10 protein-coding genes and 1 pseudogene are annotated in these 15,596 nt (G+C 44.7%); 1 reads left to right on the top strand and 10 read right to left on the bottom strand.

Annotated elements, in window-relative coordinates; genetic code table 11:
• Positions 1 to 66 precede the first annotated feature (66 nt).
• From CJP46_RS26120 to CJP46_RS26130, 3 genes are all read right to left on the bottom strand, one after another.
• Positions 67 to 3,129, bottom strand: coding sequence for a 3-keto-alpha-glucoside-1,2-lyase-like domain-containing protein (locus CJP46_RS26120; RefSeq protein ID WP_256992536.1), 3,063 nt, complete (start codon positions 3,127 to 3,129; stop codon positions 67 to 69).
• A 235-nt stretch (positions 3,130 to 3,364) separates the two neighbouring features.
• The gene (locus tag CJP46_RS26125; protein WP_094598561.1) at positions 3,365 to 4,216 is read right to left on the bottom strand and encodes an aldo/keto reductase; all 852 of its coding nucleotides are present in this window, start codon (positions 4,214 to 4,216) and stop codon (positions 3,365 to 3,367) included.
• 24 nt (positions 4,217 to 4,240) lie between these two features.
• On the bottom strand, positions 4,241 to 5,224 hold the full coding sequence (locus CJP46_RS26130; protein WP_094598562.1) for an aldo/keto reductase: 984 nt from the start codon (positions 5,222 to 5,224) through the stop codon (positions 4,241 to 4,243).
• A gap of 279 nt (positions 5,225 to 5,503) precedes the next feature.
• Here CJP46_RS26130 and CJP46_RS26135 point away from each other — a divergent pair.
• Positions 5,504 to 6,427, top strand: a pseudogene (locus tag CJP46_RS26135) (AraC family transcriptional regulator).
• A gap of 34 nt (positions 6,428 to 6,461) precedes the next feature.
• Here CJP46_RS26135 and CJP46_RS26140 read toward each other — a convergent pair.
• The 7 genes from CJP46_RS26140 to CJP46_RS26170 all read right to left on the bottom strand — a co-directional run bounded on the left by CJP46_RS26140 (position 6,462) and on the right by CJP46_RS26170 (position 15,579).
• Positions 6,462 to 7,100 (bottom strand): HD domain-containing protein, encoded by a 639-nt coding sequence (locus tag CJP46_RS26140; RefSeq protein ID WP_094598563.1) that lies wholly within the window; start codon positions 7,098 to 7,100, stop codon positions 6,462 to 6,464.
• Between the two features lie 165 nt (positions 7,101 to 7,265).
• Positions 7,266 to 9,632: an AraC family transcriptional regulator gene (locus tag CJP46_RS26145; RefSeq protein ID WP_094598564.1), complete on the bottom strand. Its 2,367-nt coding sequence runs from the start codon at positions 9,630 to 9,632 to the stop codon at positions 7,266 to 7,268.
• Between the two features lie 94 nt (positions 9,633 to 9,726).
• Entirely contained in the window at positions 9,727 to 10,608 is an 882-nt protein-coding gene (locus CJP46_RS26150; protein ID WP_094598565.1) for a carbohydrate ABC transporter permease, read from the bottom strand.
• Between the two features lie 13 nt (positions 10,609 to 10,621).
• A complete protein-coding gene (locus CJP46_RS26155; protein ID WP_094598566.1) occupies positions 10,622 to 11,584 on the bottom strand; it encodes an ABC transporter permease in 963 nt (320 codons plus the stop codon).
• A gap of 70 nt (positions 11,585 to 11,654) precedes the next feature.
• Positions 11,655 to 13,247 (bottom strand): extracellular solute-binding protein, encoded by a 1,593-nt coding sequence (locus CJP46_RS26160; RefSeq protein WP_094598567.1) that lies wholly within the window; start codon positions 13,245 to 13,247, stop codon positions 11,655 to 11,657.
• An 835-nt stretch (positions 13,248 to 14,082) separates the two neighbouring features.
• The gene (locus tag CJP46_RS26165; RefSeq protein ID WP_094598568.1) at positions 14,083 to 14,946 is read right to left on the bottom strand and encodes an alpha/beta fold hydrolase; all 864 of its coding nucleotides are present in this window, start codon (positions 14,944 to 14,946) and stop codon (positions 14,083 to 14,085) included.
• 159 nt (positions 14,947 to 15,105) lie between these two features.
• Positions 15,106 to 15,579: a DinB family protein gene (locus tag CJP46_RS26170; RefSeq protein WP_094598569.1), complete on the bottom strand. Its 474-nt coding sequence runs from the start codon at positions 15,577 to 15,579 to the stop codon at positions 15,106 to 15,108.
• Positions 15,580 to 15,596: the final 17 nt, after the last annotated feature.

The following is a 15,596-nucleotide window of genomic DNA, read 5'->3' on the forward strand; positions in this document are numbered from 1 at the left end:
TGATCCCATTTACGCTGACCGACCTGTAGATCAGCTCTTTTGGATCGGCACAGAACGCTGGACTAGCTAAATCGGGGCAGGAGCCAGAACCACGGCATCATCAAAGGCTACACCTGCCGAGGTGGTCCGGAATCCTATTTTCCCTGCGGTTAATTCCGTTACAGGGTTGGTCCATTCCACTTTTAATTCTCCATCCACATAACATTTCATTGTGTTCCCTTGAACGGAAGCCTTCACCGTATACCACTGCTTCTCCTGAGCTGTGAACGGAGTACTGGATACGAGGGTCATGATATTGTCCACGGATCTGTACAATTCCAGCTTTTTAGCTGCGGAATTGATTCGGAACATATAGAAATGATCCGCATCTTGTACCCTGAATAGAATGCCTGCATTTGCATTGGTGATGGGCATTTTCACTTTGGCTTCATACGTATAATCCGTCCATGAATCCCCCGCGGTAATCAGCCCAGTGGCTGAAGCATTCTGGAACAAGGCTTTCGTCCCGTCTGCTGCCACACTCCAGGAACCGGAAGCAGACGTCCATCCTGCCGTATTCCCATCTTCAAAATCGTCGCTGAACCGGGTGACCGTAGGAATCGGATCCGTAGGCGTTTCATTCACATCCGTGACATGGATCGTAATAGTCTTCTCAACATACAGTCCGCCAGAATCTATGCTTCTCACCCGGATACTGTAGCTGTCTTTTACTTCGTAATCGGGCGTTACCGCAAGATACAGTTTGTTGTCAGATATCGTGAAGCTGCTGTTGTCCGTATCCCCGGCTCCTGCTGTCAGCATATAAGCGAATGTTTCTCCCGCATCAGGATCGGTCGTGGAAAAGGTGCCGACCATGCCTCCTGCAGTTGTGTTTTCAACTACGCTGTTATGCGAAAGCGCAACATCTTCAGGCGCTTTATTGATCGGTGAAACCATGACATCGTCAAAATGGACGCCCGCCGAGGTGGTCCGGAATCCGATCCCCCCTGCTGTCAATTCGGTTACAGGATTGGTCCATTCCATTATTAATTCTCCATCCACATAACAGGCAATCGTGTTCCCTTGTACAACCGCCTTAACCGTATACCACTGCTTCTCCTGGGCTGTGAACGGGGAACTGGCTATAGACGTCAATTGTCCATTCACGGATTTGTACAACTCCAGCTTTTGATTCGATGAATTGATTCGATACATATAATAATTGTTTGCATCCTTCACCCTGAAAACCATGCCTGCGTTTGCATTGGTGATGGGCATGCGCATCCTGGCCTCATACGCATAATCCGTCCATAAGCCACCGCTATTAGCGGTAATCAGGGATGTGGTTGTCTGGTTTCCGCTGGACAGCACTTTATTCGTGCCGTCTGTCGGTACGGTCCAGCCGCCGGTCACGGACGTCCAGCCCGCCGTATCTCCGTCTTCGAAATTGTCGCTGAACAGCGGCGGCTTGGAATTGGCAAAAAGGATGCCATTTACATGACTATTAGCGGTCGCATTCAAGTCGTTCAGGCTTGTTGCGAGCTTGCCTCCAACATAAACATCTGCGAACGTGACGCCGTTGACCATTCCGCCTTTGGCGTCATTTCCGGAAAGCCTGGATTTCTGGGATCCCGTCTCACGAACGTTGATGTTCTTGAATATTACATTGCTTACATCGCCGGAAGTACTGGTTGAAACCGCAAACCAATAATTCCCGAATTGATTGATACCGACTCGTTCGATATCGATATTTTCAAACGTAATGTTTTGGGCGTAACCTTCCTCCGGAAGCGTATTGTACTGGTAACCATGATCGATAAGCAAGGCTCTGGCGCTTTGATACACATACGAATTCCGGATGGTCACGCCGATCTGCGGCTGGGCTACTCCCATGCCGATCTTGAAAGCCGCGCATCTTGTCCATGCAAAAGCGTCATCGAAGACTACATTTTCCAAATGCTCAAGCGCGCCCGGCCACCCCTTGGACATCCCCGTTTGCAGCCAGGTTTTAGTCGAAAAAGTGTCATCATCCGATATTCCAATGGCATGTTTAACAAGCACGTCCTGACTCTCATTGATATCGATAACGTCATTCTCGATTTTGTATAAATCCTGGAATCCCTTGAGATTTTTTATGGTCACATTGTCGGAACGGACAACCATGAACGACCAGAAACCGCCATCCCGCAGTATTAAACCGTCAAACGTAAAATTTGTGGTTGCGATCGGAACCAGCAGGTTATTCAGGAACCCTTCATCTTTATTCGGCGCCGGCATCTTTCGCTCCCGCATCGCGATGCCTTTTCCATCAATGGTTCCCCGTCCCCGTATCGTGATATTGCTGGAGTCTACGGCCGTACGAATAAAATACGTGCCATCCGCATTTCGTGAATCCTTGCGAAAATCGATCACGTAGTCTTCACCCTTGCCCGTGCCGACAATGACAGCGCCTCCGGCCAGGTAAAAGGTCACATTGCTTTTTAGCGTCAGGTTCCCGCTTTTATAGACGCCGGCCGGGACGAATACAACGCCGCCGCCGGCTTGATTGGCGTCATCGATCGCCCGCTGAATCCCGTCCGATGCCATCAATGTCCCCGTGTTATCCGCGTTGTACGGCGACTCTGTCACATTATAGATACCGGCGCCTGTGGACGGAGGAATATCCGTCTCCAGGGGATCTGCTGCGATCACAATCTTCTTCAGGTTATTGATTTTGACGATCGCATAGGTTGAGGAAGAAAGCGAGAACGCCAGCTTGTTCCCGTTGACCGTACCCGCGATGTTTTTAGCCTGTGGACTGATAGAATAAGAGGTAATCGGCTCATTTACAGTAACTTCGATATGGACCGTGCCGGAAAAAGAAAACTCAGCGTAGTCATAGTCAGGCAGATAGCTGATTACAGGAACCGCTTCGTTACCCGCTTTCAATGAAAACACGCTGGATGCGGTATAGATGGATGGCATCGGGTAATTTTGAATCGTAGCCGGAGCACTGTCTGTCTGTGCCATAGATGACGGATCAGTGGCATCCGTCATATCCATTGAAGAAACTGTATAGCTCTCCATCTCGGTCGCATCCGCAATTATGGGTACAAATCCCGTGATCATAACGGCAAGCATGATCAACAGACTAACTGCTTTTCTTGTCATGGTAAGCATAAATACCTCCTCAAGATTAATGATGGCGAAAGCGCTAACATTTTTTTCGAAAACAAGCCACCCCATTTTATGCCGATTAAGTCCCCCTCCATTAAAACTTTTCACTGTCGAATTGGATTATAATCCCTGCACAAAAAGAAAGGAGTGGGGCAACCCCACTCTCCAGGGATACATTTTAATTGTTCTCCATGCACTTGGTAAATGTTGAATCCCGGACTTTTTCAGATTAGATATCAAGTTTACGAGTACCCATCCATTTTGCAATTTCAGGATCGTTATGTGAAAAGAAAAGGCTTTGTTTAGTATCAAGCAGTGCAATCAGCTCCATATCTTCTTGACTCAGTTTAAAATCAAAGATAGCGAAGTTCTCGATAATCCTTTCTTTACGTACAGATTTTGGTATCACAACAATGTCTCTTTGGGTCAACCAACGTAAAACCACCTGAGCAACAGATTTATTATACTTTTTGGCTATAGATACTAATTGTTCGTTTTGAAACATGTTGTTTTTTCCTTCAGCAAAAGGTCCCCAAGATTCGATTGTTACCTGGTTCGCTTTCATGAATTCGGCACTTTCAATCTGTTGGCAGAAAGGATGTGTTTCAACCTGGTTAACCGCAGGAATAATCACGTTATGAAGGATTAAATCAATCAGACGGTCATCCCGAAAATTACTGACGCCGATCGCCTTGATTTTTCCTTCACGGTACAATTCCTCCATGGCACGCCAAGAACCGTAAACGTCGCCAAACGGTTGATGAATTAAATACAAATCTAAATAATCCAGTTGAAGTCTTCTCAGCGAAGCTTCAAAAGCCTTTTTTGTACGGTCATAGCCTGCATCCTGAACAGCGAGTTTTGTTGTAATAAATAAATCCTCTCTTGACACACCACTAAGTTTTATTGCTCTCCCGACAGCTTCTTCATTCTGGTAGGAGGCTGCTGTATCAATAAGCCGATAGCCCGCTGATATGGCATCCTGAACACACTGTTCACATTGATCAAGATCTCGAATTTGATAGACGCCAAACCCAAGGATAGGCATTAAAACGCCATTGTTTAAAGTTACGAATTCCATAAGGTTTCCCCCTCTCGCATTTTTTTATTTTCCTACTCTATTGGCGTACTCAGCAGGGTAGCGATCACCTGAGATTGTAATTTTTCCAAGTGCATTGTTCAAATTATTGAGTTCTTCAACAGTAAATTTAACATCTGCTGCACCTAAGTTCTCACTTAAACGCTCTAATTTCCGTGTGCCGGGAATCGGAACAATCCATGGTTTCTGCGCAAGGACCCATGCCAATGCAATTTGAGGCGGCGTTACCTGTTTTTCAACGGCAATCTCACTTACTAGTTTTACTAGCACCTGATTCGCTTCAAGATTTTCCGGTTGAAAACGGGGAACAATATTACGGAAGTCAGAACTATCAAATCTAGCAGATTTATCAATTTTTCCAGTAAGGAATCCTTTTCCAAGAGGGCTGAATGGAACGAAACCAATTCCGAGTTCTTCCAGCGTAGGAAGAAGCTCTTCCTCAGGTTTCCTCCACATCATGGAGTACTCGCTTTGAACGGCGGAAAGGGGATGTACGGCATGAGCACGCCGAATTGTTGCAGCACCTGCTTCAGAAAGTCCCCAATATTTCACCTTGCCTTCTTTAATAAGGTCTTGCACGACTCCGGCTACTTCCTCAATCGGAACTTCTGGATCTACCCGATGTTGATAGTAAAGATCAATGGTTTCTACTTTTAGCCGTTTGAGGGAACCCTCAATAGATTGTCTAATGATCTTTGGGTTACTATTGAGTATTTGCTTGCCATTTTCCATTTGAATGCCAAACTTAGTCGCAATGGCAACTTGCCCTTTGAATGGAGCCAGTGCTTCACCCACTAATTCCTCATTTAGATAAGGTCCATACACTTCAGCAGTATCAAAGAATGTCACGCCCCAGTGAATTGCTTCATGAATCAGAGAAACCATCTCTTTTTTATCTGATGCTGGACCATACCCATGACTCATTCCCATACACCCCAGCCCAATAGCGGAAACTTCTAAACCAAGATTACCTAAAATACGCTTTTCCATGTTAAGGTCACCCTTTCGATTTAATTAGCTCATGAACATGACACCATGACTTGATCTTGAATGTTGGACATTCTGAATAGCATCTCCTTTAAACTGAAATCCAGTGGGGAAAACTAATGGCGTCGCATTGAATGTGGCTTTATTATGTATGATTTTATAAGATGACCGTTATCTCAATTGTCTTAAATGATTGCCTAATACTCTTATTGCCATTAACATACCGATGTGGTTGATCTATAATCGACATCAGAAGAAGCAATCATTTATAGGGAGGAAGTTATGTCTGAGGAACTGCGAGAGCGTCAAAACGAGCTATCTAGGCTGATTGAGATTCATTCGCTCCAAAACGGAGCATTGAAAAGCGAAATTCCTTCTTTATCATTCATTCGTTACGATCGTGTATCCGAGCCTGGTTATGGTGTATATAACCCTTCCTTTTGTCTGATTACGCAAGGGTCTAAGGAGGTATTCCTAGCGGATGAGCGTTTCGAATACGGCCCTTCCAATTACCTTATTACATCGATGAACGTTCCTGTGGTTGGGAAGCTCATTACAGCTTCACCGGACGCCCCGTTTTTAAGCATAAAGCTTGAGTTTACGCATCATGAAATTTTGGAAGTATTGAATCAAGCCCCTGTTCGAGTACGACCAAAAGAAACTGCAGCACGGGCTTTATTTGTCGGCCAAATCGAATCGCCGCTCTTAGATGCTTCCCTCCGGTAAGTCCAATTGCTGGATCATCCAACAGATATTCCTTATCTTGCTCCATTTATTAAAAAGGAAATCATTTATCGGTTGCTTCAAGGACCGTTCGGGTTTTCCTTGGCACAAATCGCGTTGGAAGGAAGCAACGTATACCGAATCCGGGACGCGATCAACCAAATTCTTCATCATTTTGACCAGCCTCTTCGTGTAGAAGAACTTGCCGATATGGCGAAAATGAGCATCTCCTCCTTTCATCGCAACTTCAAAGAAATCACGGCGATGAGTCCTCTCCAATTTCAGAAACAGCTTCGATTACAAGAAGCCCGGCGACTTCTGTTAACCGAATCAGCGGATGCTTCCGAAGTTGCCTTCCGGGTTGGTTATGAAAGTCCTTCGCAATTTAGCCGGGAGTACTCCCGAATGTTTGGAGCTCCACCAAAAGCAGATATAAAAAATCTGAAGGAGACCTTTGACCAAGAAAAAAACATCGTCTTTTAAAGACGATGCTTTTTCTTATGAATCATAAATTTAGTTACTCATCCCACCTGGAATGAAGCACATGTTGGCAAAAATTAGGCCGTTTATAACCCGGCAGAAACAGCTCGCATACATCTGCGTTAATCGTTCCGTAGGTCGTTTCCGGTTTATGCTTAAAGCCTTCCAAGAAAGCGCGCAGGATGTTGTGCTTAAATCGGTTGCGCGGGAAGGCATCAACGACTTGCCTGCGAGTTTCTTCCGAGATCAGGTCGAAGTTTTTCCCTACGACGTCATAACCGACGCCAAAATTCATCAGAGCCGCCTCGGTTTCTTTATACTCAACGATTCCGGTCGTCGTATGCAGGGCCACGGCATCCCATACCAGCCGGATCGATTCCTCCGGGACGCCTCGACTTTGCAGGAAATCGCGAGCGGCATTTGCGCCGTCGACTTCAAACCGCTTGTCCGGACTGCGGAATGCAGGCGTCAGGCCTAAATCGTGGAAAAGAGAACTGATATAAAGCAATTCCGGATCATACTTCAATTGATGCTGATTACCGTTGATCGCCGCGAAAAGAAATACCCGGTTCGAATGGTTCCACAGTAATTCATCGGCATGTTCCCGCAATAATTCAGCCGCCTCTAAGGCCAGTTTGCTATCGGGTATTTTAATATCCGCGATTGACATTGACATCGCTAAAAGCCCCCTATTTATGTCGTTAAACTTATACTAGGGTTTCATTCATTGGAGATCAATGCGGGTGTTTCTATGATCATGATCGATCAAATCAATGATCTCCTGCCCACTTCCAGTATCCCCTTAAGCTAATCTGAATATTCCAGCGCGCGCTTTTTCTTCTTATTCATTTGATCCAGCACATTTCGAAATGCTCTCTCGATATTTACCTGGAGTAATGCCTTCTATCTTCTTGAAAACCCGAATGAAAACGCTGTCGCTCGTATAACCAACCATCTTGGCAATCTGTGCGTTGGTCAGCCCAGGATCCGACATCAGTTCCTTTGCGTGATCCATGCGTACGACCGTTAGATAGTCGTTCAGGTTCCGTCCGCTCATCTTTTTGAAAAATTGTGAAATATATTGGGGCGTAATCTGCAAGTGTTCAGATAATAAATTTAAGCTCATATTTGGATCCGCGTGATTCGCTTGAATGCATTCTTGAATTTGCAGAAGGAGCTGTTCGCTATGGTCGCTCCGTTCCAGTTTGAACGATTCGGCGGCCGATAAATAAAGGTCCTTCGCTTTTTCAAACATTTCACCGGTTGTTTTACAGGATAGCAGGAAACGCACAGGGTGTATGTCACCTTCTGTAAGCCTCCGGTAGGCCAGAGTATCCGAAGTCATGATACGCAGCAGGGTACTGGCAAGACTGAATAATAGGCATCTCCCAAGTTCCGGAGTTATGGAATCGTCGCTAAAGTTTCTATCGAACAGCTGTTTAAGCAGCAGGACAACTTGCTCTTTGTTGCCGCCTCGAACACAGTTGATTAACTGCAGCTCGGTTTCGACGGGGTAATAATATTGCAGCTTGTGCTGGCGAATATCATGATAGTAAAAGATCGACATCTGTCCATTTACCATCCTGTACTCCAAGGCGGCAGCCGCTTCCAAATAAGCTTCTCCAATCTGATGCTGGCCCTTATGAACGCCGCTTACGGCTATGCTGATCTCCAGCTTGAACCTAGTCTCCAGAATACGATGCAGTTCGGAGACGATGTCCTTAACTCGGCAAGTCGGATGACCCAACTGATCCGGCATGAGATTAACAAGCAGGGCCAGCCGGTCTTTCTCCAAGTCTATTGTATGTATCGTATGCCATTCGTAGATTGAATCTTCAGCCAGATTGGAGATGATAAATCGCACCAATGCCCATTGTTTTTCGCTTTGGTTTGGTGCGAACCGGGTCAAATCGTCCACTTGAATGAGAATAACGACAAAATGAGGAAACGGAAACTGGATGCCCATAAATTCCAGCGATTGTTTCATTTGCTCCGGGGGCTCAAAATAGCCTTGAAGCACACGATGCAAATAATTAGAACGAAGTAAGGGCAGTTGTTGAGTCAGTTTGTTTTTAATATGCCTTTCTTCATCCCAGGAAATCTTCATCATTTCCAGGATGTAGTCAACTTCATTCACAGCAGGTTTACGTGGATGGGACTTTCCGGCCGATATCGCCTCTACAATTCTTTTGATTGGAAAATAATTTTTATACGTGATTCCATATGCAGCTGCGCTCCCTACAAGGATGCATAACAAGAGGACCCAGAGCGCGAGATGCTCCATTTGTTTCATCTTATGCAGATATAGATTCAAAGGCATCACATCAATATAGTACCATCCGACTTGTCCCGAGGTGGTGAATGATACCATTACATCTTGACCGTTCAAATTGGTATTGAGTAAACCGGAATTAGACTTCAGTTCATTCAATATGGAGTTTGATAAAGGAGTTGCGCCGGGTGTACTGCTGATGAGCTCATGATTCTGGTTCACGATATAAACGGAACTCCCGTTTGCGAACTCGATTTTTCGTGTCATTTCGTGAATTTTGGTTTCATCGATCAGAACGATTAGACTCCCTTTAATCGTGGAGGTGTCTTCGACAGGCAGCGATTGCATAAAGGTAATCACTTTCATAGGGTCATTCTTCAGACTGCCGTTTCGCTGTAAGGTGGAAGCCGGCAGGTAAGTTTGACTATGGTAGCTGATCATCTGCTTACGCCATTCTTCATAGGTAAGATGATCAAAGCTGTAATATTTATCGTAAAAGTTGTGCGAATCGGCCACGAGGTTCGGTTTGATCACAGAATCACTACGATCTAAAAAAATATAGAAGTCGTACACAAAATTGTTGGTCATGTTCGAATACATTTTCAAATAATCTCTTGAAAACTGGACCAAATGATATCGTTCGGATAAGTCTTTGTTTTCCGTATCCAATAAATACCGCAGCTTAGGATTGAGTATAATTTGATTGGATAAATGTTCAATATCTTTAAGATTGCTGTCTATATTAAGACGCATTTGCTCCAGCATGCCGAGATTGGAGCGTTCCGCATTTGCTTTCATGATATGTTCAATATTGGCATAGAAAACAAACCAGATGATGATGGGAAGCAGGAGCAGAAGACAATTGGATACGAGCATCCTGATGAATAGGCTTCTTCTTTTGCTTCCGGCATTCTTTTTTCGGATGATTGAAAACATTGCGATCCTCCTAGTATAGAAAAGCTTGCTCAATCCCTATAATTCGGGAAGAGCAAGCTTACTCCCTTCGTTGGATGACCGATTCGTGTGACGATCATTCTTTTAACGCACCGATCAGGACACCGTGCACAAAATACTTTTGCAGAAACGGATACAGGCATAATATCGGGAGTGTGGATATGATAATCGTCGCATATTTGATCGTGATCCCGATGTCCAACCGATCTGAGGCTGCTGCATCGGTCGTCATGCTGTCCGTACTGTTCGAGATCAGAATTTCACGGAGCACTAGCTGCAGGGGAAATAACTCCCGATCACGCAAATAAATCAATGCGCTAAAGTACGAATTCCAATGTCCTACCGCATACCACAAAATCATGACGGCAATAACGGGCATCGAGAGAGGAACAATAATCCTGCTCATAATGGTCCAGTCATTCGCTCCGTCGATCCGCGCGGATTCCTCCAGACTTACGGGTACCGCTTGAAATGCGGTTCGCATAATAATTAAGTTAAATGAACTGACAGCCCCAGGCAAGAGAAGTGCCCAAGGCGTATCCAGCATGCCGAGACTGTTAATCAGCAGAAAAGTTGGTATGAGCCCCCCATTGAACACCATCGTGATCACGATGATGAACATGATGGAATTGTTGAAATAGACGTTGCGGCGAGAAAGGGCATAGGCTCCAAGCGTTGTCATGAATAAGTTGATTGCTGTACCGCCAGCGACATAAAAAATAGTGTTTCGGTAACCGGTCAGTATCATGGGATTATTCATTACGGCTTTATATGCCTCCAAGTTAAATCCGGTAGGGTAAAACAGCATGCCGCGAAATCGGGCCATTTCTGCAGGATCGCTCAAAGAGGCGAATAATACGTAAAGGAACGGGTAAAGCGTGACGAAGCAAAGCAGAATCATGAAGCATGTATTGACGCCGGCAAATATCCATTCACCCAGGCTGCGTTTGTAAAGCATACCGTTCCTCCTTTTACCATAATTTATGTTCACTCACTCGTTTGCTAATGGAATTGGCGAGTACGATCAGAATGAAGCTGATGACCGAATTGAACAGCCCAACGGCAGCGGTATAACCGAAATCGGCTCCAAGGATACCTTTCCTGTATACATAGGTGGAGATGACATCGGCGGTCTCATAGGTTATCGGATTGTACATTAGGATAATTTTCTCACTCCCGACGGAAAGCATGGATCCAATATTGAGGATGAGCATGATCACAATGGTTGGCATAATTCCGGTTAAGGTAATATGCAAGGTTTGTTTCCATCGTCCTGCTCCGTCAATCCGGGCCGCATCATAAAGCGTCGGATCGATATTGGCAATGGATGCGAGATAGATGATAGAGCCCCATCCGATTCCCTGCCAGATGCCCGAGGAAATGTACATGAACCGAAACCAACCCGGCTCCTGCATGAAGGCAATCGGTTTAAGTCCAATCATGGAGAGAAGGTTATTAACCAGACCGTCGCGCGCAAAGAAATCGATCATCATCCCTACCACAACGACGATGGAGATAAAGTGCGGGAGATAGCTTATCGTCTGTACGATCCGTTTAAAAAAGCCCTTGCGAATTTCATTCAGCAGTAACGCAAGGATAATCGAAGCGGGAAATGCAAACAGCAATTCATAAATATTGATCAACAAGGTATTCCGAATCAGTCTCCAAAAATAGTAATTTCCAAAAAAGCTTTTAAAATGGTCGAAACCAACCCACGGACTTCCCCAAATTCCGTCTGCAAGCCCGTAATCTTTAAAAGCAATTTGCAGACCATACATAGGTCCGTAATGAAAAACGATATAATAGGCAAGAACGGGCAGCAGTAAAAGATAAATGTAGCGGTTCCGGATGATGTCCCTTTTAATCATGCTCCATTTCGTGTCTGCCCGGTTCCCCGTTGCCGTCGTTACGATATTTCCCTGCACATTAGGCATGGCTTACTCCTTCTTTGAACACTGGTGAACGGCAAGCCACTAGCTTTCCGTCACCAGTTTAGTAGGCATTTTAGCGGTTGTTGTAGCGTTCCAATCCGGATTGCTGCATTTTGATCGCTTCATCGATTCCCATGCTTTTCAATGTAGCGACATACTCATCGAACTTATTTAACGATTCTGAGCCCATAATGAATTTAACGATCATTTCATTTTTGTATGTGTCAATATCGTTCATGATCGAGGCATATCGGCTATTGTCTTCCCTGGCGATGGTGATCGGAGGCATTCTATTTTCATTCGAAGGTTCTGCCCAGACTGTTAAAGCCTCTTGCTGCTCCGGTCTGGCCGCATATTGCTCCATATAGCGTACATCCTGCAAGAACGGACCGGCATCAGCGGACAAGACATGCTTTTTAAGGGATTGGGCAAGCGGCAATCCATCCGGATTTTTCATGACGGAGTCCGTGTACTTCGGATAACCGTTATCCATCGTATAGGATACGCCTTCTTTACCGAAGTTCATGATCATTCGTCCTTCTTCACTATAGAAGTAATCGAAGAATTTTACGGTTTCTGCGACGTGCTTGTTGCTTCCGGTAATCGCAGTGAAGATGCCTACAATCTGATTATCCATTTGACCGAATATCGGTTTATCGCCAGATTTTAATGTCGGATAGGGTGTGGCAACAAGCTTGAATTGCGGTTCCTTAGGCTCCATTAAATCCATAAACCTGCCCAAGCCACCGCCTACAGCCATAACAGCCGCACCGACCTGATCGCCTGTCATTTTGGCATCGTACATTTTGCTGTCATTGGCTGCAAAGTCTTTGTCCAGCAGGCCCTCGTTGTACCAACGGTTCATGGTTTCCAGGTATTGCTTATATTCAGGTTGAATGGGGCCATATTTGACCGTATTTCCTTCGTGATAGAAGCCGTTCGGGATTCCAAAAACGCCAGTAAAAGCAAGCTCGCCTGCTCCGATCATGATCGGAATCTCATCCGCTTTTCCGTTGCCGTTGGGATCTTTTTCTTTAAACGCTTTCAAAACCGTGTACCATTCGTCGATGGTTTTAGGAATAGGCAAACCCAACTTGTCCAACCAATCTTTACGTATAACCGGGCCGTCGTGGGTTTGCAGTTTTCTAACGGGGCGGATGAACGGGAAGCCGATGATATCACCTTTGTCAGTAGAGGCTTGCCTTCTCCATTCCGGGTTCTCGTCCAGCAGCTTTTTGAAGTTAGGCGCATCATCCAAATAGTCGTTTAATGGAATGATCTTACCATCCTGAATCGCTTTTTGTGCGCCTCCCGGATAATTATTCCACGAATACTCAACGACGTCTGGCAGCGATTTCGAGGCCATCATCAAGTTGAATTGTTCACCGCCTTGGCCTTGGGCCGGGTGTTGGTAATCGATTGTGACACCGGTGTTTTTTTCGATTTCTTTAATAGCGGTAATCTCTCCATAGCTCTTCATAATGGCCGCTGCGTCCTTATGCATCTCTTTCCAATATGATAAGTGGCTCAAAGGTTGGGTTGACTCAGCGGATTTCGTACTCCCCTTTGGCATCTCATCACTGCTGCAGCCGGCTATCGCTGTGGCGGCTAGCCCCAAACATAAAACGGGCACAAGCTTATTGATTATTTTCCTGCTCATCTGCATAAATCGTAGCTCCTCCTCAAATTTAGATGTGCTTTTGCCATATCCAGCATAAAGGATCGTTGTTTTTTCCGAAATCGCACAAAATCAGAAAAGGGTTGCCGTTATTAAGATCATGTACTGGCGAAAATAAAACTAAGTCGACCATATTAAAGAATGGAGACCTTGAAGAATGATTTGATGACACAAAACATGAAATAAAAAAAGCCTGAATATCAAGCTTTGCTCAGTGCCTTCCGCAGATTGAAAAGTATTGAATTTTGCGATGATTTGTTCTAAAACATACAAAACAAGCCGAAGTTCGTCAACCTCACTTTCGGCTTGTTTTATTTCATGGTTTTAATTGTGTGGGTATTATAGATTGCTGTATCAGGAGAGGATGTCAAAGGATTATGCGTTGACCATGCCCAGGGAATAACTCGGTTTCGTTTGTACTTCTTAATCGTGACCAACTTGTAACAACCTGCTCATTAGAATGGTTACTGAAGGGCAAATCACCCGTAAAAATACCCAACCCATCGATAACAATACTTATGGAATCATCCGAGTGACCTGGTGTATGAAGAATATATCCGGGAATCCCAAATTTTTTAAAGAAGATGGCTTTATCATTTTCATTGATTATATTATGGGCTTCCACTCTTATTTCTTTTGGAGAACTTTTTCATGGACTCATTTGCAGATTTAAGAAAACCTTCAACTCTATGCCCTTTTTTTGAGCTTGCTGCACTATATTCTGCATAGACTCCCCCCTTCGTGAATGATTATCGAAAGGATCTGAATCGACTCCCTCTGAATCCATTTTAAAGGTTGACGCAGCGTAAAGGTCAAGAACCCGTTAGCTTCTTAGCATGGTATTTTGAATAAATTCCTTTATTGCCACTGCGACTTGCTCAGGCTGTTCTTCCGCTGAAAAATGCCCGCAATTCTCGATGACCTTGGCATGGATATTTTGCAGGCCGTTTTCTCTAAATCCAGCAAGATATTTTTCAATATTGGTGCGTTCATCCGATCCTCGCAAGTAAAGAACCGGCGTTGACACGATATCATTTTTTGACGCGGCATTATCTTTTTCATCTTCCTGGAAACTTCTGTATAAATCAAACCCTGCTTTCAATGCGTCTAAACGGGAATAGGCATCGGCATATGATTTCCTGCGAGCATCACTCAATTTTTTGCCTTTTCCGGCTAACACATCATAGAAATAGGAGAAATAAGGAAGTTCTTTACCTGAAATCAGTATCTCCGGCAATTCAGGTACGTTATGAAATGCAAAATGCCAGATATAAGGATTACTTTTCACTTCGTTCCATGGATCAACACCAGGAATGGCGACATTCATAATTACCGCGCGCGAAAGCCTGTCAGAAAAGCTCTTCAGGAAGGCATACGCCACCTGGCCTCCGGCATCACACCCTACTAAAGTGACATCGTACAAAATCATACAATCCATAACCCCTCGAACATACTCTGCTATATTGCGTTTGCTGTATGACTGCAAAGGAATTACTGAATTCCCGATACCGGGAATGTCGATAGCGATAACATGGTACTCATCGGCCAACCTATTCATCACTTCTTCAAATTCCAGCCAACAGGTCGGCCAACCGTGAATAAAAAACACCGTCGGCTTTGATAAGGAACCGGCTTCGACCACATGGATCGGGACTTCTTTGACAATAACTTCCCTGTGTGTAAACAAACCTTATCACTCCTTTTAAATTATCTGATCACCTCACGATCATAGCATTCAAAAGTTGACAACGGATTGTCATGGTATTACGCCGTTGCGGCGGTGATATGAAACATATGGATCAAATCGTCGAGCACTGCGTAACTTACCGAATGTATCTCCATGAAATCACAAAGGTTTAACGAGGTTCATTTTCGGCGGGATATACCCAAGCTGCCTGCCCATTTTTACAATCTGTCCTCTATGATGAAATTCGTGGGTGATGGTATGCGTAAAAAGCCATAATTCGGTTAACTCTACGCTGTCACTCTGCCAAGATGCTTGAATGGCAGGATCCCATTTATTTTTAAATTCATTCAGAAATTCATGAACCAGCGCGTCCGTTTCCTTAAACACTTCACGCATTTCCTGTACATTGTCAACGGATTCCGGTTTTATATTGGGAAGTGATTTTCCAAGGGCACGACTCCCCAGCCATACCCTATAACAATCGGCTACATGAGCATGCAGACTGCGGATAGAAACTCCGCCTAAGGTTTCAACTTCTTTAACATAATCAGTGGGGGACATCATTTCGCAATAACGAAATAATGGTTCCCTAGTGCGTTGGACCAATTCATACTGGCTTTCAAATATATCCATCTTCTCGCTCCCTTTTG

It is taken from the genome of Paenibacillus sp. XY044, from assembly GCF_002257645.1.
Classification (GTDB): domain Bacteria; phylum Bacillota; class Bacilli; order Paenibacillales; family Paenibacillaceae; genus Paenibacillus_AQ.